This is a genomic window from Chitinimonas violaceus (assembly GCF_052601015.1).
The window spans coordinates 37,838-59,495 of sequence record NZ_JBQXDJ010000006.1; the positions used below are offsets into that span (position 1 = coordinate 37,838).

General features: G+C 54.3%; 25 protein-coding genes. 2 read left to right on the forward strand and 23 right to left on the reverse strand.

Annotated features, from left to right (window positions below; genetic code table 11):
- Positions 1 to 43 precede the first annotated feature (43 nt).
- From ACUHMQ_RS03470 to ACUHMQ_RS03510, 9 genes are all read right to left on the reverse strand, one after another.
- Positions 44 to 613, reverse strand: a complete 570-nt coding sequence (locus ACUHMQ_RS03470) for an SRPBCC family protein (protein WP_445294056.1) — start codon at positions 611 to 613, stop codon at positions 44 to 46.
- Positions 614 to 1,035: 422 nt separating this feature from the next.
- On the reverse strand, positions 1,036 to 1,656 hold the full coding sequence (trhA, locus tag ACUHMQ_RS03475; RefSeq protein ID WP_445294057.1) for a PAQR family membrane homeostasis protein TrhA: 621 nt from the start codon (positions 1,654 to 1,656) through the stop codon (positions 1,036 to 1,038).
- Positions 1,635 to 2,075, reverse strand: a complete 441-nt coding sequence (gene fos / locus ACUHMQ_RS03480; protein ID WP_445294058.1) for a fosfomycin resistance glutathione transferase — start codon at positions 2,073 to 2,075, stop codon at positions 1,635 to 1,637. Before fos ends, trhA begins: the two co-directional genes overlap by 22 nt.
- A gap of 70 nt (positions 2,076 to 2,145) precedes the next feature.
- Positions 2,146 to 2,802: an adenylate kinase gene (gene adk / locus ACUHMQ_RS03485; RefSeq protein WP_445294059.1), complete on the reverse strand. Its 657-nt coding sequence runs from the start codon at positions 2,800 to 2,802 to the stop codon at positions 2,146 to 2,148.
- Between the two features lie 87 nt (positions 2,803 to 2,889).
- The gene (kdsB, locus tag ACUHMQ_RS03490; protein WP_445294060.1) at positions 2,890 to 3,657 is read right to left on the reverse strand and encodes a 3-deoxy-manno-octulosonate cytidylyltransferase; all 768 of its coding nucleotides are present in this window, start codon (positions 3,655 to 3,657) and stop codon (positions 2,890 to 2,892) included.
- Entirely contained in the window at positions 3,654 to 3,839 is a 186-nt protein-coding gene (locus ACUHMQ_RS03495; RefSeq protein ID WP_445294061.1) for a Trm112 family protein, read from the reverse strand. Before ACUHMQ_RS03495 ends, kdsB begins: the two co-directional genes overlap by 4 nt.
- Positions 3,840 to 3,878: 39 nt before the next feature.
- Entirely contained in the window at positions 3,879 to 4,913 is a 1,035-nt protein-coding gene (gene lpxK / locus ACUHMQ_RS03500) for a tetraacyldisaccharide 4'-kinase (RefSeq protein WP_445294062.1), read from the reverse strand.
- 148 nt (positions 4,914 to 5,061) lie between these two features.
- Positions 5,062 to 5,475 (reverse strand): ExbD/TolR family protein, encoded by a 414-nt coding sequence (locus tag ACUHMQ_RS03505; RefSeq protein WP_445294063.1) that lies wholly within the window; start codon positions 5,473 to 5,475, stop codon positions 5,062 to 5,064.
- Positions 5,476 to 5,478: 3 nt separating this feature from the next.
- Positions 5,479 to 6,087 carry a MotA/TolQ/ExbB proton channel family protein gene (locus ACUHMQ_RS03510; RefSeq protein WP_445294064.1) on the reverse strand — a complete coding sequence of 203 codons (609 nt, stop codon included), beginning with the start codon at positions 6,085 to 6,087 and terminating at the stop codon, positions 5,479 to 5,481.
- Between the two features lie 345 nt (positions 6,088 to 6,432).
- Here ACUHMQ_RS03510 and xseA point away from each other — a divergent pair, with 345 nt between their 5' ends.
- Entirely contained in the window at positions 6,433 to 7,788 is a 1,356-nt protein-coding gene (gene xseA, locus ACUHMQ_RS03515) for an exodeoxyribonuclease VII large subunit (protein WP_445294065.1), read from the forward strand.
- Between the two features lie 297 nt (positions 7,789 to 8,085).
- On the opposite strand, the gene recG is transcribed toward xseA, so the two are convergent.
- From recG to ACUHMQ_RS03530, 3 genes are read right to left on the reverse strand one after another with little or no spacing between them, the layout of a single operon-like run.
- Positions 8,086 to 10,116, reverse strand: a complete 2,031-nt coding sequence (gene recG, locus ACUHMQ_RS03520) for an ATP-dependent DNA helicase RecG (RefSeq protein ID WP_445294066.1) — start codon at positions 10,114 to 10,116, stop codon at positions 8,086 to 8,088.
- Positions 10,113 to 10,808 carry a tRNA (N6-threonylcarbamoyladenosine(37)-N6)-methyltransferase TrmO gene (gene tsaA, locus ACUHMQ_RS03525; RefSeq protein WP_445294067.1) on the reverse strand — a complete coding sequence of 232 codons (696 nt, stop codon included), beginning with the start codon at positions 10,806 to 10,808 and terminating at the stop codon, positions 10,113 to 10,115. The genes recG and tsaA overlap by 4 nt, the downstream gene beginning before the upstream one ends.
- Positions 10,805 to 11,695 (reverse strand): Rossmann-like and DUF2520 domain-containing protein, encoded by an 891-nt coding sequence (locus ACUHMQ_RS03530; protein ID WP_445294068.1) that lies wholly within the window; start codon positions 11,693 to 11,695, stop codon positions 10,805 to 10,807. The genes tsaA and ACUHMQ_RS03530 overlap by 4 nt, the downstream gene beginning before the upstream one ends.
- Positions 11,696 to 11,867: 172 nt before the next feature.
- Between ACUHMQ_RS03530 and ACUHMQ_RS03535 the strand changes: the two genes are divergently transcribed.
- Entirely contained in the window at positions 11,868 to 12,386 is a 519-nt protein-coding gene (locus ACUHMQ_RS03535) for a DUF4124 domain-containing protein (protein ID WP_445294069.1), read from the forward strand.
- A gap of 68 nt (positions 12,387 to 12,454) precedes the next feature.
- On the opposite strand, the gene ACUHMQ_RS03540 is transcribed toward ACUHMQ_RS03535, so the two are convergent.
- The 11 genes from ACUHMQ_RS03540 to gspG all read right to left on the reverse strand — a co-directional run bounded on the left by ACUHMQ_RS03540 (position 12,455) and on the right by gspG (position 21,583).
- Positions 12,455 to 12,940: a type II secretion system protein gene (locus tag ACUHMQ_RS03540; RefSeq protein WP_445294070.1), complete on the reverse strand. Its 486-nt coding sequence runs from the start codon at positions 12,938 to 12,940 to the stop codon at positions 12,455 to 12,457.
- Positions 12,927 to 13,316, reverse strand: a complete 390-nt coding sequence (locus tag ACUHMQ_RS03545) for a type II secretion system protein (RefSeq protein ID WP_445294071.1) — start codon at positions 13,314 to 13,316, stop codon at positions 12,927 to 12,929. Before ACUHMQ_RS03545 ends, ACUHMQ_RS03540 begins: the two co-directional genes overlap by 14 nt.
- A gap of 5 nt (positions 13,317 to 13,321) precedes the next feature.
- Complete coding sequence (locus ACUHMQ_RS03550; protein ID WP_445294128.1) at positions 13,322 to 13,810, reverse strand: prepilin-type N-terminal cleavage/methylation domain-containing protein; 489 nt, start codon at positions 13,808 to 13,810, stop codon at positions 13,322 to 13,324.
- A 140-nt stretch (positions 13,811 to 13,950) separates the two neighbouring features.
- Positions 13,951 to 15,870 carry a secretin GspD/PilQ domain-containing protein gene (locus ACUHMQ_RS03555; protein ID WP_445294072.1) on the reverse strand — a complete coding sequence of 640 codons (1,920 nt, stop codon included), beginning with the start codon at positions 15,868 to 15,870 and terminating at the stop codon, positions 13,951 to 13,953.
- On the reverse strand, positions 15,867 to 16,412 hold the full coding sequence (locus ACUHMQ_RS03560) for a hypothetical protein (protein ID WP_445294073.1): 546 nt from the start codon (positions 16,410 to 16,412) through the stop codon (positions 15,867 to 15,869). The genes ACUHMQ_RS03555 and ACUHMQ_RS03560 overlap by 4 nt, the downstream gene beginning before the upstream one ends.
- Positions 16,409 to 16,969: a hypothetical protein gene (locus ACUHMQ_RS03565; RefSeq protein WP_445294074.1), complete on the reverse strand. Its 561-nt coding sequence runs from the start codon at positions 16,967 to 16,969 to the stop codon at positions 16,409 to 16,411. The genes ACUHMQ_RS03560 and ACUHMQ_RS03565 overlap by 4 nt, the downstream gene beginning before the upstream one ends.
- The gene (locus ACUHMQ_RS03570) at positions 16,966 to 17,508 is read right to left on the reverse strand and encodes a PilN family protein (protein WP_445294075.1); all 543 of its coding nucleotides are present in this window, start codon (positions 17,506 to 17,508) and stop codon (positions 16,966 to 16,968) included. The genes ACUHMQ_RS03565 and ACUHMQ_RS03570 overlap by 4 nt, the downstream gene beginning before the upstream one ends.
- 1 nt (position 17,509) lies before the next feature.
- The gene (locus tag ACUHMQ_RS03575; RefSeq protein WP_445294076.1) at positions 17,510 to 18,298 is read right to left on the reverse strand and encodes a hypothetical protein; all 789 of its coding nucleotides are present in this window, start codon (positions 18,296 to 18,298) and stop codon (positions 17,510 to 17,512) included.
- Positions 18,279 to 19,970 (reverse strand): GspE/PulE family protein, encoded by a 1,692-nt coding sequence (locus tag ACUHMQ_RS03580; protein ID WP_445294077.1) that lies wholly within the window; start codon positions 19,968 to 19,970, stop codon positions 18,279 to 18,281. Before ACUHMQ_RS03580 ends, ACUHMQ_RS03575 begins: the two co-directional genes overlap by 20 nt.
- Positions 19,967 to 21,157, reverse strand: coding sequence for a type II secretion system F family protein (locus ACUHMQ_RS03585; protein WP_445294078.1), 1,191 nt, complete (start codon positions 21,155 to 21,157; stop codon positions 19,967 to 19,969). The genes ACUHMQ_RS03580 and ACUHMQ_RS03585 overlap by 4 nt, the downstream gene beginning before the upstream one ends.
- Before the next feature lie 6 nt (positions 21,158 to 21,163).
- Complete coding sequence (gene gspG, locus ACUHMQ_RS03590) at positions 21,164 to 21,583, reverse strand: type II secretion system major pseudopilin GspG (RefSeq protein WP_445294079.1); 420 nt, start codon at positions 21,581 to 21,583, stop codon at positions 21,164 to 21,166.
- Between the last annotated feature and the right edge of the window lie 75 nt (positions 21,584 to 21,658).

Sequence of the window (21,658 nt, forward strand, 5' to 3'; positions counted from 1 at the left end):
TAGGCAAGCTGGGGGTTGCAGCCACCCTTGGCCGATCTGGTTTCTACTTTTGTTTAGCGGCTTCCTGGGCATGCCATTGCTTGAGTTGTTCGCGCCATTCGGTCCAGTCATGGGGCTTACCCGTCTCGAAGCGGGTTTGCAGGTTTTTCAGCACCTTTGGCCAGGCTTTTTCGAAATAAGCCTTTGCTTTGGGCCATTCACCATTGCTGCCCCAGCCCAGATGCGTCAACGTCAGGCGGGTTGCCTCACCTTCCGGTGCAAAGCGCAGAATGACTACAGTGCGTTGTGCTCTTGCCGCTGCTAAGTGAGGCGGGGCATTCCAGGTGAACGACAAGAGCTGCTCGGGCTCGACAGCCAATACCTGCATGGTATCTGCCCCCTTCATGCTTGGTTCACCATAGGGGTCCATATAGATGTGGAAGGGACCATCCGGGCGGGGTTCCACATTGGCTTCCGGCGCAAAAAAGCTGGTGATGCCCTCATTACTGGTCCAGGCCTGCCAAACTGCGCTTACCGGAGCTTTTACCGTCACAGCCAGCTCTATGGCGGGTTCAGCGGCATGTAACGTGCTGCTGGCAAGGCAGGCGGTGGAAATCAGCAGGCGGCGCAGCATTGGGGGTGCTCCCGACAGGCAGTAGACGGGCGCAATTGTAGTCCGAAACTACGAATTACGCCCGGTAGGCATGCGAAGTTTGCGCAACAGTATTAAAGGGATTTTGCTGGCCGCGCTGAGAACCTATTCACGATCTGTCGCGAGTAGTTGTCAGCAGGGCACAGCGCAGCGCAGAAACCGGAATGTACTTAGGTACATGAGGTTGCGAACTTCTTGGTGCGAAGCACCGTAGCAGTTCGGCGTCCCCCTGGCGGGGGCTTTCGAGCAGCACATGAATCCTGATCACAGCTGCGTAGTAGGTGGTTACTAAGCGTAGCTAACAAAACCCAGCGCAGCGGTTCTGGCTAGGCGTACAAACGCAGACAGTACCGATGGGTACGGCAAGTTTGCGCAACAACGCCAGAAGGGGTTTGTTAGTTATGCTAAGCCACGTAGAACAGGATGCTGATGTACTGGCACAGACTCCCGCCCAAAACGAACAAATGCCAGATGCCATGATAGTGGCGGACTTTCTCATCATTGAGAAAGAAATAGATACCGATGCTATAGACAACACCGCCAGCAGCCAGCCAGGCAAGCCCAGCCGTGGGTAATGCGGCAACCAGTGGCTTGATGGCGATGACGACCAACCAGCCCATCACGACGTATAAAATCATTGATAGCAGGCGGGTACGGCGGCCAAGAGTCAGTTCCTGGATGATACCGAAGAGGGCTAATCCCCATGTAACGCCAAAGAGCGACCATCCCCATCCACCACGGAGGGTAACAAGCGCGAAGGGTGTGTAGGTGCCTGCAATCAGCAGGTAGATTGCGCAGTGATCAAACTTCTGCAGTACTGCTTTGGCTTTGGGGTGCTTGATACTGTGGTAAAGCGTGGAGAAGCCATATAACACGACGAGCATCGCACCATAGATGCTGAAACTGACGACTTTCCAAGGGTTGCCCTGTTGGCTGGCCAGCACGACCAGAACAACCAGGCCAGCGATGCTGAATAGGGAACCGGCCAGATGCGTAATACTGTTTAAGCGTTCACCGTGGTACACGCAGTTTCCTCATAGGGGTCGAAAAACACCATGCCGGCGTAGGGTCCAACACGGCAGGCTGCCAGGCGAGTTGTGAGGTCTCCGGCGTGGATTTCCAATCGATGTCCATCCGGATCTAATAGATAGAGCGAATCCCCTTCGCTTCGGTTCACTTTCCATTCGCGTACGTTAGCATTGCGTAGTTTCATTGCGGTTGCAGCGAAGTCGTTGGTGCTGAAGGCGTAGTGCGTGTAATCCTGCGCAGCATCGGGTTGTCGTGTGGGATCAAGCGATAAGCAGAGCCACAGAGGGCCAATGCTCAGATACGCACCACTGTCCCACCGAGCATGCGGCTGCGCACCGAGGAGGTCGACATAAAAGCGGAAACTCTCTTCCAGGTCACGTACTGCCAAAGTCAGGTGATTCAGTCCGGTAAGCATGTGTGTGTAGCCCCAAAAGCAAACAGGCGGTTAAACCGCCTGTAATAACTGCTATTGCGCTCAGTATGCTTTATGCACCAAGTGCTTTGAACACCGTATCGCAAATTTTATCGACAGCACCAACACCTGGCACCTTGATGTACTTCGGTGCTTTGGCATCGCCTGACTTGGCAAGTTCGCCGTAGTAGCTGACCAGCACTTCGGTTTGCTCGTGGTAGACCGACAGGCGCTTTTTGACGACTTCTTCCTTGTCGTCGTCACGTTGCACCAGTGCTTCGCCGGTTTCGTTGTCTTTGCCCTCGACCTTGGGTGGGGCGAATTTGACATGATAGACACGGCCAGAAGCCGAGTGAACGCGACGGCCGGTGATGCGTTCAAGGATTTCGCTATCAGGCACGTCGATTTCGACAACGTAATCGATATCTACACCGGCTTCCTTCAAGGCATCTGCCTGGGGGATAGTGCGTGGGAAGCCATCAAACAGGAAGCCCTTGGCGGCATCGGGCTGGGCAATGCGCTCCTTCACAAGTCCGATGATGATGTCGTCACGTACCAGACCGCCGGCGTCCATGATGGCCTTGGCTTCGAGGCCCAGCGGTGTGCCTGCCTTGACGGCGGCGCGCAGCATATCGCCGGTGGAAATCTGCGGAATACCGAACTTTTCCTTGATGAAGTTGGCTTGTGTACCCTTACCGGCGCCGGGTGCGCCTAAAAGAATCAATCGCATTGGGGGTGAGTCCTGGTTTCAGTGGTTTGTTTAAATCGTTTCGGCGGCAGGCCAGCTGGAAGGCTTATGTGCCGTGATGATGGCCGTTCATGCCTGTAGTGCCGCCCAGCGTTGGCGAACGCGTTCAAGATCGGCTGGTGTGTCTACGCCCGCTTCGGGTGCGTGGTCCATGACGGCAACCCCGATGGTGTGACCGTGCCATAGCACGCGAAGTTGCTCCAGGGCTTCGAATTGTTCGAGGGCACAGGGCGCGAGGTTGCGGTATTGGCGTAGAAAGCCGGCGCGATAACCGTAAATGCCGATGTGCCGAAACACGGGCAGATCAGCCGGCAATACCTCACGCGTCTGCATAAAGGCGTCGCGTGCGTAGGGGATAGGGGCCCGGCTAAAGTAGAGGGCGCGGTCATTACGGTCAAGCGCGACCTTGACCACATTGGGATTGAACATGTCTTCCGCACTACCAATAGCGTGGCAGGCTGTGGTCATTGGCAAGGTGTCGTCACCTCGCAACATATTGGCAACAGCGTCGATAAGCGTGGGGTCGATCAGCGGTTCATCGCCCTGCACATTCACGACTGCCGTTTCGTCTGGCAGGGCAAGCAGGTCGGCGGCTTCCGCCAGCCGTTCTGTGCCCGAACTGTGGTCTGTACGGGTCATGAGCACATTCAGGCCATGTTCCCGTACCGCGTCGAAGATACGGTGGTCATCGGTAGCGACATGCACGGCGCTGGCCCCGCTTTGCAAGGCCCGTTCTGCGACACGCACAATCATGGGCTTACCGCCGATATCGGCCAGCGGTTTTTCCGGCAGGCGGCTGGATGCCAGCCGGGCTGGGATCAAGGCGACAAAACTCACTGACCGACTTCCTCGTCTGCGGGCAATTCGCGTGCTTCGCTTTCCAGCATGACTGGGATCCCGTCTTTGATTGCAAAGGCCAAGCGGTCTCCTCGGCAAATCAATTCCTGACGTGCTTTATCGAGATGCAAAAGGCCCTTGCATACAGGACAGACGAGAATTTCAAGCAGTTTGGCGTCCATAGGGATTCCGAAAATTTATTGGGCACGTAAAGAAGCGCCCTAGCCACGCGGGTTTTGATGCCCATATGACTGGGTGTAAGCAGTATCAAGGCGCTGGATAAGCCAGCTGACCAGGTCGGGGACAACTTGCGCCACGACCGGAACAACCCAAATATTAACATCGTGCTGCACTGCGGCGAATTTCACGGCGTCTTTCTCAGTGCATAAGATGGCATCGGCTTTGATCTGTGAGAGATCTGTTGCGCTATAAGCATGGTGGTCGGGAAAAGGGTGTTCACTTACCGCTAAGCCCGCACTACGCAGGGTTGCAAAGAAACGGCTGGGGTTGCCTATGCCTGCTACAGCAGCCAATTTTTGGCCGGTAAAACTTTCGAGGGCACGTTGCTCGTGCTTGGCACCGAGCCGATAAACGGGGGCCGGTAGTAAGTGCATCTGGAATGTGGGTGTCTGGTCTGGGGCAATCTTCTGTACGCCTGCCGTTGTGCCATTGAACACAATCGCATCTACGGTAGCGAGCCGACCAGCTGCTTCCCGCAATGGGCCTGCGGGCAACAACCACCCATTTTGCAAGCCACGTTGAGCGTCGATGACGACGATCTCCACATCGCGCTGAAGGCGATAGTGCTGAAGACCATCGTCACAGAGAATCAAATTCGTTGCCGGATAGGCTTTTAGCAACGCTTTGGCTGCGGCAACCCGGTCACGGCCGACGAAAACCGGGCAGCCACTGTTGCGGGCCAGCAGAAGGGGCTCGTCGCCCAGTTGGCTAGCCTTGCCTGTGATGGGTACCTCGGCAACACCATTTACCTTGCCGCCGTAACCGCGACTGACAATACCAGGTTGCAAACCTGCTTGTCGTAACGCCTGGGCCAAATAGAGCACGGTGGGTGTCTTGCCTGCACCGCCGGCATTGATGTTACCGACAACCACAACAGGAACCGCCAACCGTTCGCTACGTAACCAGCCGAGCCTGTAGAGCATGCGCCGTCCAGCTGCAAGCGTACCAAACAGCAGGCTGAGAGGAAGCAACAGGACAGCAGGGAATCGACTTTGCCAATGGGCTGGTGTTTGCATGTAGGGGATCGGTCACGCTTTTAGAGCACAACCATGTTCAGTGTTCGGTATGGTTCAAAGCCGCTGTGCTTGTGGACTTTGAACCTTAAAAAAAGACATTCCCGCTATGGCAGCGGGAATGTCTAAGGCTGATACTTCCAGATGCTAGCTAGTTTGGCGACTGCGTGGCGAAAGTCAATTTGCCATAGCCAGCAATACGGGCAGCTTCCATGACATTGACGACCGACTGGTGCGTACTGGCGCTATCTGCGTTGATCACGACAACCGGGTCCTGGCCGCCTGCAGCGCTGCGCATTTCGGCAGCCAGGCTTTCAGGGTTCTGATATTCGATACGCTTACCATTGATGGCATAGCTGCCATTGCTGGTGATCGAAATTTCCACTTCCTGAGACTTGGTCTCCTGCTTTTCGGCGCTAGCTGTGGGCAGGGCGATTTTCAGTTCGGCAAACTTCGAATAAGTGGTGGTGGCCATCAAGAAGATCAGGATCACCAACATCACGTCAATCAACGGAATGAAGTTGATCTCTGGCTCTTCCCGGTGTCTGCCGCGGCGGAAGTTCATTGCTTAACCCCGCTCGCCGTGGACAACTTCCACGAGTTTGACCGCTTGTTGTTCCATCTCGACAATCAGGCTGTCGACGGTACCGCGGAAGTGTCGGTAGAAAACCAGGGCGGGCACAGCAACCATGATGCCGAATGCGGTGTTGTAAAGCGCAACCGAAATACCATGGGCCAATGCGGCGGGGTTGGCGCCACCTGTAGGGGACTGGGAGCCGAAGATTTCGATCATGCCGATTACGGTGCCTAATAGCCCCAGCAATGGTGCTGCCGTTGCAATGGTGCCCAGTGTGGTTAGCAGGCGTTCCAGATCGTGGGCAACGGCACGGCCGCTTTCCTCGATCGATTCCTTCATGATTTCACGCGTACTTTTTACGTTCTTCAGGCCTGCAGCCAATACACGGCCTAGTGGCGAGTTTGCTTGCAGTCGAGAGAGCATGTCAGGGGTGACGCCGCTCTTTTTCAGTTCCTGTACGGTCAGGGCCAGTAGCCCTTCCGGCAATACCTGCGAGCGTCGCAGGCTTACCAATCGTTCGATAATGATGGCAACGGCTACAACGGAGGCGAATATGATTGTGTAGATTGGCCAGCCGGCAGCCTGAATGATGGCGAACATGAATATCCTACCCGGTTGGGAGTTGGCGAAAAACCGCGTAACTTTAGCTGTGCTAGATGTACCCGGCAAGACATTCGCATAGCCTGTTGGTTCAAATACCCCGTCGTTACTGGTTGGTTGTGGTTGTTAACATGAGTTGTGGATAAGTTTGTGGGCAACTGGACAGTTAAATCCGCCAAGCCCCTAAAAACCAGCAGGTTGTTGAGTTGCTTAAAAAATAAGCAACGATTATATTCATTTTAAAATCAATAACTTAAGCGTTTTCTGTAACGCGAATGTAGCAATTTTCCACAACACTGACACATTAGCTTTCGATGTGGATGAATTCCCTCTTTGTGAGACCAAATGAACGAGATGCTGTCAAGCGTGACCCCGGTATGGTCAGTCAGTGAATTGAATCGTGCAGTCAAACGCCTACTGGAACGCGAGCTGCCACTGCTTTGGGTCAGCGGTGAGATATCCAACCTGACCATTGCCGCCAGTGGGCATTGTTACCTGTCTCTCAAGGATGCTGGCGCCCAGGTGCGCTGTGTGATGTTTCGCAACAGAGCCTTGTTGCTACCTTTCAAGTTGCGTGAAGGAATGAAGGTGGAAGCGCGGGCTGTCGTGACGCTTTATGAGGCGCGTGGCGACTATCAGCTGAATCTTGAGAGCATGCGGCCGGCAGGCCTTGGTGCATTGTTTGAGGCTTTTGAGAAGCTCAAGCTGGCCTTGGCGGCAGAAGGTTTGTTTGAGCCAGTCCGTAAGCGTCCATTGCCCCCCAGCCCCCGAGCGATAGGTGTTATCACATCGCCCAATGCAGCGGCATTGCGTGATGTGTTATCCACGTTGCGGCGTCGTGCTCCCCATGTGCCCGTGGTGCTATACCCTACGCCTGTGCAAGGTGAAGGCGCTGCAGACACCATTGTGGCCATGCTGGAGAAAGCGAATGCTCGCACTGAGGTCGATGTGCTGATCCTGTGCCGTGGCGGCGGCAGTATCGAGGACTTATGGTCGTTTAATGAGGAGATCGTGGCCCGCGCCATTGCGGCTTCGGTTATTCCTGTCGTGAGCGGGGTAGGGCACGAGACGGATTTCACGATTGCAGACTTTGTTGCTGATGTTCGGGCGCCAACGCCAACCGCAGCCGCTGAGCTGGTATCGGTCGATCGTGAAGCGCAGTTGGCAGCAGTCGTCCAGTTGCATCGCCGTTTACAACGTGTTTGCAGCCAACAGTTGGAGGCCAGAATGCAGCGGCTTGACTATTTGAGCCGGCGGCTGGTTCATCCAGGAGAACGCTTGAAGCGCCAGGCTCAGCAGCTGCAGAGCGCGGCGCAAGCCTTGCGCCGCAGTATGGCGCGGGTGATGGAGCAAAAGCGTTGGCAATTGGTTGAACTGCGCCAACAACACAGCTATGCGAAACCCGGGGTGGCTGGCTTGCGTGCCCAGTTGGTCGTGTTGCAGCAGCGACGAAAGTTTGTTGTGCAGGGGCAGCAAGGCAAAGTAGCAGCCCAATTGTCCACCTTGGCAGCACGATTGGAAGCACTGAACCCAATAGCGGTATTGGGGCGTGGATACAGCTTGGTTGAAACCGCGGATGGAAAGTTGGTTCGCGAAGCGGAGGGCTTACGCCAAGGGCAGAAATTGCGACTGCGCTTTGCACAGAGCGAGGCAGGAGTTGTAGTTAGTGATGTTCCGGCAGAGCAAGGCAACCTATTTTGAGGGTACGTTTCTCAGAGCCTGTTCAAAGTCTTTTGAATTTGGCCAAGATAGGGGTAAATACCCTTAAAAACGCGGCTTACGGTGAGTAAATAATGTGCTTCAAGGGCAGTTTTAACGCCGTCTCACTCCAATTTACGAGACTTTAGACAGGTTCTCAGAGCTTATCTAAAGGCTTGCGAGCTAAAGCAAGACAAGGCGAAAACAGCCGAGGAAGCGGAGTTTACAAGTGGTAAATGAGCATTTCGAGGGTGTTTTCAACGCAGTATTGCTGACGCGCAGCAGACTTTGAATAGGTTCTCAGGTCTTCAGTAGCTCTTCGCGCCCCGCCAACCACCTCTGCAGGTGTGTATCTGCCACCTGCGGCGCCCTTGCAAGTAATTCGGCAGCGACGTCGCGGGCGCGTTCCAATAGTTCGGTATCGCGTTCCAGGTCCGCAAAACGTAGCATCGGTACACCAGACTGGCGTGCGCCAAGAAATTCGCCCGGCCCGCGGATACGCAGGTCTTCGCGGGCAATCACAAAGCCATCGGTTGTTTCATAGATGACCTTGAGGCGTTGCTTTGCCACTTCTCCTACTGGGCTTGCAAACAGCAGCACGCAGCTGGATTCCAACGCACCACGCCCCACCCGGCCACGTAATTGATGCAGCTGAGCCAGCCCCATCCGTTCGGCGTGTTCAATCACCATCAGGGTGGCATTGGGTACGTCGACCCCGACTTCGATCACGGTGGTTGCTACCAGTACTTGGATTTCATTGCGACTGAAAGCCGCCATGATTTCGGCTTTTTCGGTGGCTTTGAGCCGACCGTGCACCAAGCCGACACTGTATTCGGCCAGTGTTTCGGACAGTGCCGCATGGGTGTCCTCTGCGGTTTGTAGCTCTAGCGCTTCAGATTCTTCGATCAGTGGGCAGACCCAATAGGCTTGCCGGCCTTCACTGCATACTTTGCGGACGACCTCGATCATCTCCTCACGGCGTGTATCGCTGACGAGGCGGGTTTTGATCGGTGTTCGGCCTGGCGGCAATTCATCGATGATGCTGACGTCAAGGTCGGCGTAGTAACTCATGGCAAGGGTGCGTGGTATGGGCGTGGCTGACATCATCAGTTGATGAGGAGACCCTCCTTTACCACGCAAAGCCAAGCGTTGATGTACGCCAAATCGATGTTGCTCGTCGACTATAGCCAAACCAAGCCGGGAAAAGGCGACGGAGTCCTGAAAGAGGGCGTGGGTACCGACAGCCAGTTGGGAACCGCCAGTCTCTACCTGAGCGATGGCAGCAGCTTTGGCCTTGGGCTTCAGTGAACCAGCCAACCACGCAACTTCGATTCCCAAGGGGGCCAGCCAGCTTGATAGCTTCTTGTAATGCTGTTCCGCCAGGATTTCGGTCGGCGCCATCAATGCGACCTGATAACCAGCCTCAATGGCATCGAGTGCAGCGAGTGCGGCAACAATGGTTTTCCCTGCGCCGACATCGCCCTGCAACAGGCGTTGCATGGGGTGGGGTGAGGCTAGGTCGTGGCGTATTTCACTCAATACCTTGTTCTGTGCATTTGTCAGACCAAAAGGCAGGGTCGCGATCAGGCGTTGGGCCAATTCACCTTTGGCTTTGAGCACAGGAGCGGTTTGCTCGTGACGGCGTTGGTAGGAGAGGCGCATTGACAATTGCTGCGCTAAAAGCTCGTCGAATTTGATCCGTAGCCAAGCCGGATGCATACGTTCGCTGAGTGCACGGCTAGGGATATCCGGGGTAGGGTGATGCAACAGCTGTACGGCCTGGTGAAATGGTATCAAGCCAAGGTCGCGTAACAGAGCGGCAGGTAAGGTATCTTCCAACGCCCGGCCTTCGATAGCTTGGGCGATGAGTTTGCGCAGCGTGGGTTGTGTGAGGCCGTTTACTGTTGGGTAGACGGGCGTCAGCGCCTCGGCTAGTGCCGTACTTTCACTGACAAGGCGTATTTTGGGGTGGACCATCTCCTCACCGAAGAATCCACGCCGGATTTCGCCCAGCAGCCGCACTCGTCGCCCCACTGCCAGCACTTGCTGTTGGTTGGGGTAGAAGTTGAGCAGCCGGATATGGAGTTCACCCGTGGCGTCCTCAATGCGTGCGACAAGCTGTTTGCGGGGCTTGTAGGTGACTTCAGCATGCTTGACCTCGCCTTCGACCAGGACAGGACTGCCCACCGGTGCATCGGCAATCGTGTATAGATGCGTTTCGTCCTCGTACCGAAGTGGCAGGTGTAAGATGAGGTCCTGTACTTGCTTGATACCCAGCTTGTGCAATCTATCGAGCACCGCCTTTGGGATTTTGTTGAAATCAGGTTTCATACGGGCTCAATAGCGGTAACCACGGCACCAGTAGTATCGCAACGCCATTTGATATTGAGTTGGTAGAGCGCCATACCGTACTCGCGCGTGGGGTCGTCGGCATAACCGGGGCGTGGGTCCTGTGACAGGACTTCGGTGATCAGATTACGCAGGAGCGGGTACTGCGTTTGCAATTGCATCAACTGTGTTTCTGCCTCAGCTGAAAAGTGAACCTGCAAGGGGGCATGGCCGGTATCGGCATAGCCATTGGCGGCATCGACGATTGCATCGGCATATCCCAGATAAGGTTTGAGATCGATGATGGGGGTACCTTCGAGCAGATCGGCACCACGAAGATGAATACGTACGCCTTCATGGGTGTCGATACCTGTGAGTTTGGTGACCGATAGTCCGATGGGATTGGGCCGGAAGGTGGAGCGGGTGGCAAATACGCCCATGCGCTGGTTGCCGCCGAGTTTAGGGGGCCGTACCGTGGGCCGCCAACCCTGCGATGCCGTTTCGTGAAAGATGAACATCAACCAGACGTGACTGAATTGCTCGAGGCCGCGGACGGCATCTGGTGTATCGAATGGCGGTAGTAGGGTCAGCGTGGCTTCCGCCGATGGTGATAGCCCTGGCTGGCGCGGAATCGCAAATTTTTCCTTGAAGCAGCTTTCGATCACCCCGATGGTTTGCATCGGCCAGATGCTCATGGTTTTGGCCTCAGTGCTTGTTCAAGTGCTGCCAATTGCTTAGAAGTCAGTCCGCCCTGCTCGATTGGACGGGCGGCGGCGAGTTCAAGTGCTACCAATCCGAGCGAGTGGTAACTGGCGGCGACTTTGGCGTCTAAGGCGGATGTCGCTGCCATTTGACTTGCGACAGTAGCAGCATCACCACGAGCGATAGGGCCAGTCAGTGCCTCTGCGGCTGGTAGTTTATCCAGGTTATTCAGCGTTCCAACCACCAGTGGCCGCAAGGCTTGCCATGCGGTATCACGTGTTATGCCAGCTGCTGCCATACAACGCAGCGCAGTTTCCATCAACGCGACCAGATTGTTACAGGCCAGTACCGCGCCTGCGTGGTATAGAGTCTTCTGTGCTGGGTCGATCATGAAACGGCGTGCACCTATGGCATCGAACAGGGGAGCCAGGCGCTCTATGGCAACCCTATCGCCCTCGCAACCGCAGTAGGTACCATCAAACTGTTTTACCGCCACTGCTGGGTTGGCAAATGAAGCCAGTGGGTGAACACTGCCAATCAAAGCGCCTGCTGTTTTCAGTGGGGTCAGTACAGTACTCGCCAATGCACCGCTGCAATGGAAAATCACATCGCCGGTTCGTACCATGCCTGTGGCTGCGAACATTTCTGCCGTGCTGACAAGCGCGTCGTCGGGCGTGGCAACTAATGTGAAGTCAGCAGGTCTGATCGCTGTGAGTGTGCAAACTTTTCCTGCGTCAATAAAAGCGGCTGCTTCTTGGCAATGGACCGGATCTCTGCCCACAATATCCTGGATATGTAAAACACCAGCTTGTTGCCATAAATAGGCTAGGCTACGAGCTAGACGGCCCGGACCAATCAGATTAAGAGTAGGAAGGCTCATACCAGAAGAAGGCGATAGGATGTCGAATTATCGCATGAGCAGGCAAGTGTTATGGTCTACAAGCTTGAGGCATGGCGATGCCAGCAAGTTTGATTAGCTTGTTTACAATGTACATATGACGGGGAGCCTACTTTCCGTATAATTCCATTGTCATTTTGATTTGGAGTTCCCAATGCGACGCTTACTTCTAATTGCCTTGTTTGCGCTCTCGCCTTTGAGCCATGCTTCCAGTGTGTACCAGTGGAAGGACGCGTCTGGCAATGTCATTTTCTCGGATCAACCGCCGCCTAACCAGCAAGCGCAGAAGCGCGAGATCAAAACGAATGTGATGCAGACCAGCGGTGGAAATTTTAATACCCGCGAAGCAATGCGCAATAACCCTGTGACGTTGTGGTCCAACAGCTGTGGCCAAGCCTGTGACGATGCACGCAGTATGTTGAGCAAACGCGGTATTGCTTACAGCCTGCGTAACCCAGAAGCCAGTGCGACCGACTATGATTTGTTGAAGAAGTTGGTAGGTTCCGCTACGGTGCCTGTACTTCAGGTAGGCAGTAAGACTTTGACTGGGTTCAATGCTGGAGCCTGGGCAAGTGCATTGGACGAGGCAGGCTACAAGACGCCAGATCCGACCGTAAAGGGAGGCGCTACGCCAGCGGATAAGGGTGACAATAAGGCCAGTGCAAATCCCTGAGTTTTGCCATCGGTTAGGAAATCATAAAACCCCGTATGAAAGCGGGGTTTTTGACTTATTGGGGATAATTAGGGCCGATTTCCGGCTCCAGCCTGGTATACAAACACCCATTCTGCCAGCGATTGCTTATTGGTAAAGTCAGCATCTGCTTCGCTAAAGCCATCGATTTTATGAGGTTTGCGTGTCGATACGGAACGTACGCCCATAATGCCACCCCCTGGCGCACCGATCAGTGACCAGTCGCGTTGACCGGTTTCGGGGTCGGGATAAATCTGGCGTAAGTGGCGGACTGTATTGGGAAATCGCGGGTCAGATACCAGATCCTCCAGCTTTGAAGGATACCGGTTACCACCCCCTTTTGTTTCTACATAATGCTGTATGGCCTGGCGGTAGAGGTTACCGATGTAGAGCAAATCTGCCTCACGTTGACGTTCTGCCTGGGTGGCGCTGATGTCTACGGCTTTCCCCATCATCAAGCCCATCACCAGCAGAACGCCCATGAGCCACAGATAAGCCATCCCGGCTTGATGCGGCAGATACCTACCAGTCGCCATAACTCGTGCCATCTGAAGCTTTGCCCGGCGCACCACTTTTGACATCCGCTACATTACCCTTGGCATCGGCGCCAGGTGCAATAACACGCCAGCTATCACGACGCTCGGTAACAGGGTCGATCGGAATTTCGCGCAGATAACGCAATTCAACCAGCTCTTCCAGGCTTTGTGGGTAGCGACCTCGGTCACCATGGAATTGGTCGATGACGCGTCGCATAGTGGTCAGGTCATCGCGTAGTACGGTTTCGCGTGCGCGATCCACGCTGCCGTAGTAACGCGGCGTAACCAACGTCAGGAGGATGGCGATGATTGCCATTGCCACCAGAAGTTCGATAAGGGTGAAGCCCATAGGCTTACGCTGTAGGTAAGTAGCCATGCCGGTCACCATTCACGGTAAGGTCGACCATTCAGTGCTGTTTCGGGGCTGAGCGAGTAAACATCATAGACGTCATCCCCTTCCCGAGGCGCGTCGGGCGGGCTCTGGTAGCTGCGATAGCCCCATGTAGCGGCAGCAGGTGCCGTTTCATCGGGAAAGAACGGGTCGCGTGGAATGCGGCGTAGAAAGTAGATGCGTTTCTTTTCAGGCGATTTACGGTCTTCCATGCCGTCTACCATTACTTGGAGGTTCTTGGGGTAGCCGGTACTGGTGGCGGACTTTTCAATACGCCCTTCATCGGCAGCGCGTTTGTAATCATCCAGCGCTGATCGGATATCGCGCAAGGCGAGCTTCAGTTCCTGTTCTTTCGCCCGCCGTGCGTTCAACTGGGTCAACGGCATGACAGCGGTGGCCATGATAGCTAACAGCGTCAACGTGACCAGCAGCTCAATCAAGGTGAAGCCTGCAGCCCTTGTCGTTGCTGAAAACGTTATCCCAGCTTGCGGCCTATGAAGCTTCTGGGCTTCTGGCTCGACACAAACCCCACTCTGGCTCCTGACTCCTATAGCCTTCCAACTGTGCTTAAGCTTTGATGCAGGCTGTACAGCCTGCATGCAAACAGCCTCAAGTCGCCTCATGGGCGCGTGCCACCTTGGCCTGGCTTGTTGTTGGCCGGTGGAGGGGGGGGCGGTGGTGGCGGTGCAGGGGGCGGTAGCCCAGAGGTTGGGCCACCAACGGTTACCCCCGATCCATTCGGTACGCTTACTTTGGACTTCCTGCTGGGTAACTGAAGCGGATCTGCGCCGATGGAATTCTCGGTACCACTTGCGAACTGTGTCTGGTCCGCGTTGGGAATCTCCAGATTTCGTACGATACGTGGTGTGATCAGTAAGACGAGTTCGGAGCGTTTACGTGTATTTTTTTCGGACGAAAATAAGCGCCCTAATATGGGAAAGTTACCTAAACCAGGCAATCGACTTGCCTCATCGGCATCCTCACGTTTGATCAAGCCAGCGAGTACTTGGGTTTCACCATCCTTTAGGCGCAATATGGTTTCGGCTTCTCGCTTGCCGATCTGAGGATATGATATGTCACCTGCCTTTACAAAACTAACAATATTGCTAGATTCTAGTCTTAGCTTAATCCCCACTTCTTCATTAGGATATATCTGGGGCGTAACTTCAAATGTTAAACCCACGTCCATATAGTCGACACTATCGTCCACGGATAAGGTGGTCCTAACTTTCTTAACAACCGGTACCCTGTCGCCAATGACGATTTTAGCTTTCTCACGATTCTTAACTCTAATACGAGGGTTGGCGAGGGTATTGGTGGCGCCATCTGTGTTCTTGAGGTTGAGGATTGCCAAAGGGTTGGCAACATTGACAAGTAATCCCTCTCGGCCCATGTCTTTTAGCTGCTTTATGGTGGGCAAACCGTCTGAACCATTATTGGCCCCGGTAAAGCCACTAGGTACCTTAAGTTCTATCTTGTCTGTCAGAGCCAAGCCCAGATTGAGTTCATCGCTGTTGCTGATTTCCAATATCTCGACATCCATAACGACTTCGGGATCGACCAGATCTTGGGAGGCTAACAGTTTCTCTGCTACGGCGATGGCTTCTGGTGTATCGCGCATCACCAGCGTATTTAGCTTTTCGTCGATATAGATATCGCGTGTCTTGATAATGGTTTTAAGCAATGCCAGGGCGGCCTTGGCCTCCATATTACCGAGATAGAAGGTTTTCACATGCAGAGGGTCGATATCCTTCTGCCGGTTGGCATTGGCTGGGTAGATCATTACGGATTGATCATTAAGCAGCCGCTTGGACAGTTGGTTGCCGGCCAGTAGTACATTCAGCGCGTCGTTGAGCGGTGTGTCGCGCACGATGATGGTAGTGCGGCCATCCAGTTGCGCTTCTTTGTCGAATACAAAGTTGATTCCGGTGCTTTGGCTCAGCACATCGAAGATGGAGGATAACGGGGCGTTACGGAACTCCAGCGTCACCGGGGTGTTCAGTGGCGAGTCCGCGCTGATAGGGGTGTTCTCACTACGTAGGCGTTCGGCTTCCATTTCAGACCACAGTTTCTTGGCCTGTTGGTGGCGTGGGTTGTCTGCGATCACCTGCTTAAGAATAGATGCAGCACGCTTATTATCTTTGTCGGCGATGGCTTTTGCAGCTTCTTTGACTTGTCCCGTCTGCTGTTCTTCTTTTACTAGTCGTGCCAAACCATCGCGGGCGCGTGGGTGGTTGGGCATTACGCGCAGAGCGTTCTGATAGCGCGCTTGTGCTTCCTCAAACTGTTGGTTCAGTCGTAGGGCATCGGCTTCCCGCACCAGTTGGTCTGCTTGCATTTCATGTTGGCGCGCCCAGTTGGCACGGATAGCGCTGTTTTCTGGGTACGCCTTTACTAAACGGTCGAGTTCGGCAATGCCTTCCTCTTTACGTCCTTCGTTCAGCATTTGTTTGGCGCGGTCCAGGGCAACCTGTTCGGTGGCGCAACCGCTGATTAACGCTAGCAGTATGAACAGCGAGCCGCGATTCAGATGTTTCATGGGGTGGCTCCGATAGGCAACACTTGGCGGCGTTGCGTGGCCAAGTGGATGAATGTGAGGCCGGCATTGTCGAGCCGGTCCAGCCGCCAACCATCAGGCAAGGTTTCGCCGATATGGGCAACCAATGGGCTTCCCTGCAAGTCGAGGTAGATATCGAGGCTGCCATTCCGCTCCATTTTGCCCATGTATTGGAAAGGTAGAACTGCCTCTACAGGTGTTGGCGGTGGCATATCCACTGGCGGTGGAGGTGGGGGAGCTGGGGCTGTTGCAGGTGTACGGCCCTGCGGCTTGGCTGAATGAAACGGGTCGCTTTCTGCCGGGCCTACCGTATCGCGTTTAAGCTCACCCAGCCAATCATCTTGGGCTGTACTGGTTGTTCCCGCATTGGCTGCCACAGTGGCGCTGTTTGATGCGCTTTGTGCGGTGGCAGGCTGTTTCAATTCGATTCCCGCATCGGTCTTATCGAGTTGGTTAGACCACCAGGCCAGCACCCCAATGCCAACCAGCGCTATCCACCAGATTGGCTTGATACCCTTGCTCATTGCTTGACTCCACCTGCTGTTTTCGAACGAGGGTCGTCGCGGTAGTAGAAGCTGAAGCGTAAGCGGGCAGTTACCACATCGCTGTTTTCGTCACGGTCAAAACGTACTTCATCGAGTACGGCATTTGGAGCATGGTCGAGTACGGCTTTCAAAAAAGTACGTAGAGATGGATAGTCTCCATCAATAGGCAGGCTTACCTGATAGCGCAGCAGCGGCAAGCCAGTAAGGGGTTGAAGGCGATATTCAGACTCACGGACGGCCATATCAGCTGCTGTAGCAGCGGTGTCGATGGCGGCCAATTGATCTGGCAAGGTAGAGAAACCTGGAAAGTAGGCGTAGAAGGTACTGAGCGGGTCTTTCTTTTCCGGGCGTGCAGCTTGCTCTTCCCGGGACATCCGTAGTTCGGCAGTGAGCTCACGTACTTTCGCATCACGGGGCCGTACTTGCACCAACCAGAGAACGATGGCCGCAAGTACCAAGAAGAAACCCAGCCGCCCAGCCGTACCAAGCTGCTGCCAAAACCAGCGAAGCCAAACCTGCAAATGGCTGGTATTCATTGGGTTTTCCCCGATGAGGCGTTCTTTGAACTGCCCCAATGCGCTGCAATTTGGAAACGAATTACATTGGCGTCATCGTCCCAACGTTGCTGCAACAGATGCACCTGCTCCAGGCCAGACTGATCGCGTAGTCGTCGCAGGTAGTCGTATAGTGAGGCGGTTTCATCGGCCTCCCCCCCCAATAAGACTCTACGCTGCCCTTCTTCTATACTCTCTGCGGCTTGCGGTTGTACTTGGGAAAGTTGTACCCCTTTCACATCTGTTTTTTCCAATTGTAGGAAAAGCGCTTCCCAGGGACGACCAAATTGAGCTGCTAATTCGCGAGCACGGGTTATCGTTTGCGGATCGGTACGCTCAGCCGATGTCTGTGCGCTGGTTTGCTTCCAGCGCTGGCCATCCAGACGAGCGAGTCGGGTATCCAACGTATTTTGACGCCAGCTGGCAACCAATAAGAGAACAATACCCAAAACGGCTATGGTGATGCCGAGGATAGGGTTCCCGCTGGGTTTTTGGGCAAAATCCAATTCAACTTTGCGCATCTCAACATCCGAGGCAGAACGCCCACTCTTTATCTTCTCGTGGATGGAAACCTGCTCGTGCAGGTAGCCTTAGCCAAGTGGCGTCCAGCCTTCCTAAGTCGGGCCGCTCGCGGTTTGGTGCAACCACAAACACCGGGGTATCGAGTGCATTAAGGCTGGCGCTGGCTTGAGCGACCAAACCCGGCAGCCGTCGCTCCCATGGTTCACCTAACATGCGGTTATATAGATTCACCCAGTCTCCGCCGCCGATTTGCAGCAGGCAAAGCCTTTGCGGTTCTACTACGGCAAGCAATGCGTCCTTGGGGAGCTTGCTCACCAGTTGGTTATACACGCTGGCAAGCAAAGGTCGAACGCTGCTTAATTTCAAATTATGTGAGCTGGCAAGTTCATTCAGGGTGGCCAGCCAACGCGCATCAATCGCGCTGATGATGCGGTTACGGTTAGGAATCAGTGGCGAAAGCGTTAGGACCCAGCCATTTGAGGTTTCGCCATATTGTTCGGTTAACAATGTGCGGGCATAGTCCTGACACAAACCATCATCAGCAAGATTGGTTTGCCAGTGCAGTACGGCATAGCGTACCCAGGTATTCGATACGACGACTTCCAGTTTGCGTGCCCCAGAACCATCCACATTAAGCCATTGGCTTAACTCATCCAGTTGCAATACACCATCGTTCAAACGAATGGTGAAACGGCGTGTAGCCACGGGGCGGTTACCGGATAAGCGTACCAGTTGTAGGCTGTCGGCCATGATGGCCAAAACGACGCGCTCAGCGGACGAAGGAAACACGGTTGATTTCCTGTAGGGTGGTTTCGCCCCGGGCCACTGCGGCCAGCGCTATTTCACGTAATGGGCGGGTACCAAATTGGCGCGCAGTCTGTTTGAGTTCGCTCATAGGGGCACGACGTAAAATCAGTTCACGTAATTGATCGTTTAGTCGTAGCACTTCTGCGATGGCGATGCGACCTTGATAACCACTATTACGGCAACGTGCGCAGCCCGTACCGGCCTGGAAGTTAAAGTGCTTGAGCATGTCTGGCCGGATATGGGAAGCCGCCAGTAGTTCTGCGCTGGGTTGGCTTGGTGCTGTGCAATTGGGGCAGACTCGCCGCACGAGGCGTTGTCCCAATACGCCGTTCAAGGCAGACACAAGACTGTATGGGTCTACTTCCATATGCAAAAAGCGGCTGATCACATCGAACACCGAGTTGGCATGAACGGTGGACAAAACCAAGTGACCAGTTAAGGCAGCCTGTACGGCAATTTGCGCAGTATCTGGGTCACGTATTTCTCCGACCATGATTTTGTCGGGGTCATGACGCAATACCGAACGTAAGCCACGTGAAAAGGTCAGCCCTTTCTTTTCATTGACGGGGATTTGCAGAATACCTGGCAGCTGGTATTCCACAGGGTCTTCAATTGTGATGATCTTGTCACTGCCGTCGTTGATTTCGCTGAGTGCAGCGTAGAGGGTCGTGGTTTTTCCTGAACCGGTGGGTCCTGTTACCAGCAACATGCCATAAGGTTCGGCGGCCAGTTCACGCACAATTGCCCGGGTTGCCTGGTCCAAGCCCAGGCTTTCCAGGCTCAGACCTGCCATCTGGCTGGTGATGGCCTGTTTATCCAGTACCCGTAATACAGCATCTTCACCGTGGATACTGGGCATGATGGAGACGCGGAAGTCGACTTCGCGCTCCAAGATAAATGCCTTGAAACGTCCATCCTGAGGTATACGACGCTCGGCAATATCGAGCTCGCTCATGACCTTGAGACGAGAGATCGTCTGTTCTGCCAGTTCTATGCCGCTGACCCGTTTACCTTCGCCAAGAATACCGTCGACGCGGTATTTGATGACAAGACCTTCATGATCACTCTCGATATGAATATCGCTGGCACCGCTTTTGAGGGCGTCATACAGCGTGGAATTGACAAGTTTGACGGCTTGGCTGTTTTCCTCGGCAATCTTCGCCAGGGTGATGATTTCGACCGGTTCACCTCGCCGATTTCCTTGAGCCTGTGGTACCAGACCGTCGATTGCGCGACGACCCTCTTCCAGCTCGGTAAAGCGAGCAGTCAAATCTCTATCGTCGCAGAGCGCCAGTTGATAAGCGCCGTCGAGCTTGTGTTCCAACCAGTGCAGCAGCCCTGGCTGCATGGGGTCTGCCACGATGGCAACTGTTCGATCCTTATGCTTTACAGGTAAGCAGAGTCGGGTCTGGCATTCGGCAAAAGGTATACGACTGAAATCGGCATTCAAGTCAGCTAACTTTGGGCCAGGAACCAGCGGTATACGTAGGGTGGAGGACAATGCGGACAGCATTGCTTCGCGTGAAGTTTTCGACTCGGTTGCCAATGCTTCAAGCAAGGGGATGCCGTCGGTATTCGAGGTCTCGCGAGCCCGTGCAAGCGTTGTTTGGCTAAGCTTAGGGTGCATTTCCGAAGTATGGACGCGTGCGTTCATTTCAGACCTCCTGCCAGATCGAAGATAGGCAGATACATCAATACTACGATCAACCCGATAAAACCACCCATCAGCAGCATCAATAGCGGCTCGATCAGCTTGGTGGCGGCATCGACAAAGCGACTTAATTCATCGTCGTGAAAGCTGGCGATTCTTTCCATCATCTCGCCAAGTTTCCCGCTCTTTTCTCCAACCCTTAAGAGACGTAATGCAACCGGGGTAGTCAAGCCCGCACGCTGCATGGTATCGGCCAATGGCTGGCCTTGCCGTAAAGCACCTACCACCTGTAATAGCGGACCACGCAGAACAGGGTGCAGCAGTCCGGCGACACGTTCATAAGCCGTCACAACGGGTATGCCGCTACACTGCAGCATGCCCGCAGCACGATAAAAGCGCGCCAATTGAAAGAGGCGCAAGCGTTCACCCAGCCAAGGGCTGCGCCAGGCACGCGCCATCATGGCTGCCCGTACTGCAGGTAAGGTACTGAGCCACCCAAGCACGGACAGGGTGCCCAATAGAATTAATACTGCGGCCATCCGATTTTTTTCGATGGCTCCGCCAAATGTCAGCAACATCTGCGACATGAAGGGCAGCTCAGTATGCATGCCTTCGTAAATGCGGCTGAACTTGGGTACCAAGTACCCCAGCAGAAACAGGCAGACACCACCGCCAACCATCAGCAGCATTGCAGGGTATATCGCAGCGCCGATCAAGCGTTTTTTGAGCGCATCAATTTGCTGCTGATAGGCAATGAACCGGCCCAGTGCCCGATCCATATCCCCAGTTGTTTCGCTGGCACGGATATTGGCCACCAACAACTCGGGGAATATGGTTGGTCGTGCAGTCATGGCTTCAGACAAAGGCTTACCCTGACGTAACGCCAACATCAGTTCGTCTAGTATTGTCCGTATCGCAGGTTGTGCTTCTTTTTCCGCCAGTGTTTCTATGCACTCTGTAAGGGAAAGACCCGCTTCCAGTAACGCGACTAGCTCTTGAGTAAAAAGAAGTAGATCGAACTTCGGTTTACGTTGTATTGACCAACCAGCCCCGGTTGCAGTGACACCAACGACCTTTAGACCCTGTGCCTGTATTTGGGCACGGGCTTGTTCCGGTGAGTCAGCGTTGATATTTAGGCTGACCAGCCGACGTGCAGAATCAATGGCGCTGACACGAAACGATTGGGCCATGATCGTCTAATTGGTGATTGGCGCGTTTTCACCAGTACCACCAGGCCTGCCGCTTGGCCCGTGGGATGACAAGTCGAAGTCGCGTCCATTAGTACCTGGGCTACGATATTGGTACGGTTGGCCCCAAGGGTCTGCTGGAACTGCTTTTTTAAGGTAAGGACCACGCCAGCGTGGTTCATCTGCAGGTTGCTGTACTAGTGATGCCAAACCTTGCTCAGTACGGGGGAAATGGCCGGTATCGAGCCGGTATTGTTCAAGAGCTTTTGATAGAGCGTCGATTTGCTGTTGCGCGGTTGTTATTTCAGACTTACCAAGGTTCTTGAAAAGATTGGGGCCGACTACGCCCACTAGCAGGCCAATAATGACCAGTGCTATCAAAAGTTCCAATAAGGTGAAGCCAGCTTGGCGAAGGCGCAAATAGGGCATAGTAGGCTCGTTGACAGCAGAGGTTGGAGTATGCCATCCGTATAATACTTCAGCATAGCTTGATTTAATTTATAG

What these genes read in the sequence shown, in the direction of transcription:
- ACUHMQ_RS03470 (WP_445294056.1), bottom strand. Translation starts at nt 613, where the DNA reads ATGCTGCGCCGCCTGCTGATTTCCACCGCCTGCCTTGCCAGCAGCACG.
- fos (WP_445294058.1), bottom strand. Translation starts at nt 2,075, where the DNA reads ATGCTTACCGGACTGAATCACCTGACTTTGGCAGTACGTGACCTGGAA.
- adk (WP_445294059.1), bottom strand. Translation starts at nt 2,802, where the DNA reads ATGCGATTGATTCTTTTAGGCGCACCCGGCGCCGGTAAGGGTACACAA.
- ACUHMQ_RS03495 (WP_445294061.1), bottom strand. Translation starts at nt 3,839, where the DNA reads ATGGACGCCAAACTGCTTGAAATTCTCGTCTGTCCTGTATGCAAGGGC.
- lpxK (WP_445294062.1), bottom strand. Translation starts at nt 4,913, where the DNA reads ATGCAAACACCAGCCCATTGGCAAAGTCGATTCCCTGCTGTCCTGTTG.
- ACUHMQ_RS03505 (WP_445294063.1), bottom strand. Translation starts at nt 5,475, where the DNA reads ATGAACTTCCGCCGCGGCAGACACCGGGAAGAGCCAGAGATCAACTTC.
- ACUHMQ_RS03510 (WP_445294064.1), bottom strand. Translation starts at nt 6,087, where the DNA reads ATGTTCGCCATCATTCAGGCTGCCGGCTGGCCAATCTACACAATCATA.
- xseA (WP_445294065.1), top strand. Translation starts at nt 6,433, where the DNA reads ATGAACGAGATGCTGTCAAGCGTGACCCCGGTATGGTCAGTCAGTGAA.
- recG (WP_445294066.1), bottom strand. Translation starts at nt 10,116, where the DNA reads ATGAAACCTGATTTCAACAAAATCCCAAAGGCGGTGCTCGATAGATTG.
- tsaA (WP_445294067.1), bottom strand. Translation starts at nt 10,808, where the DNA reads ATGAGCATCTGGCCGATGCAAACCATCGGGGTGATCGAAAGCTGCTTC.
- ACUHMQ_RS03530 (WP_445294068.1), bottom strand. Translation starts at nt 11,695, where the DNA reads ATGAGCCTTCCTACTCTTAATCTGATTGGTCCGGGCCGTCTAGCTCGT.
- ACUHMQ_RS03535 (WP_445294069.1), top strand. Translation starts at nt 11,868, where the DNA reads ATGCGACGCTTACTTCTAATTGCCTTGTTTGCGCTCTCGCCTTTGAGC.
- ACUHMQ_RS03540 (WP_445294070.1), bottom strand. Translation starts at nt 12,940, where the DNA reads ATGGCGACTGGTAGGTATCTGCCGCATCAAGCCGGGATGGCTTATCTG.
- ACUHMQ_RS03545 (WP_445294071.1), bottom strand. Translation starts at nt 13,316, where the DNA reads ATGGCTACTTACCTACAGCGTAAGCCTATGGGCTTCACCCTTATCGAA.
- ACUHMQ_RS03555 (WP_445294072.1), bottom strand. Translation starts at nt 15,870, where the DNA reads ATGAAACATCTGAATCGCGGCTCGCTGTTCATACTGCTAGCGTTAATC.
- ACUHMQ_RS03560 (WP_445294073.1), bottom strand. Translation starts at nt 16,412, where the DNA reads ATGAGCAAGGGTATCAAGCCAATCTGGTGGATAGCGCTGGTTGGCATT.
- ACUHMQ_RS03565 (WP_445294074.1), bottom strand. Translation starts at nt 16,969, where the DNA reads ATGAATACCAGCCATTTGCAGGTTTGGCTTCGCTGGTTTTGGCAGCAG.
- ACUHMQ_RS03570 (WP_445294075.1), bottom strand. Translation starts at nt 17,508, where the DNA reads ATGCGCAAAGTTGAATTGGATTTTGCCCAAAAACCCAGCGGGAACCCT.
- ACUHMQ_RS03580 (WP_445294077.1), bottom strand. Translation starts at nt 19,970, where the DNA reads ATGAACGCACGCGTCCATACTTCGGAAATGCACCCTAAGCTTAGCCAA.
- ACUHMQ_RS03585 (WP_445294078.1), bottom strand. Translation starts at nt 21,157, where the DNA reads ATGGCCCAATCGTTTCGTGTCAGCGCCATTGATTCTGCACGTCGGCTG.
- gspG (WP_445294079.1), bottom strand. Translation starts at nt 21,583, where the DNA reads ATGCCCTATTTGCGCCTTCGCCAAGCTGGCTTCACCTTATTGGAACTT.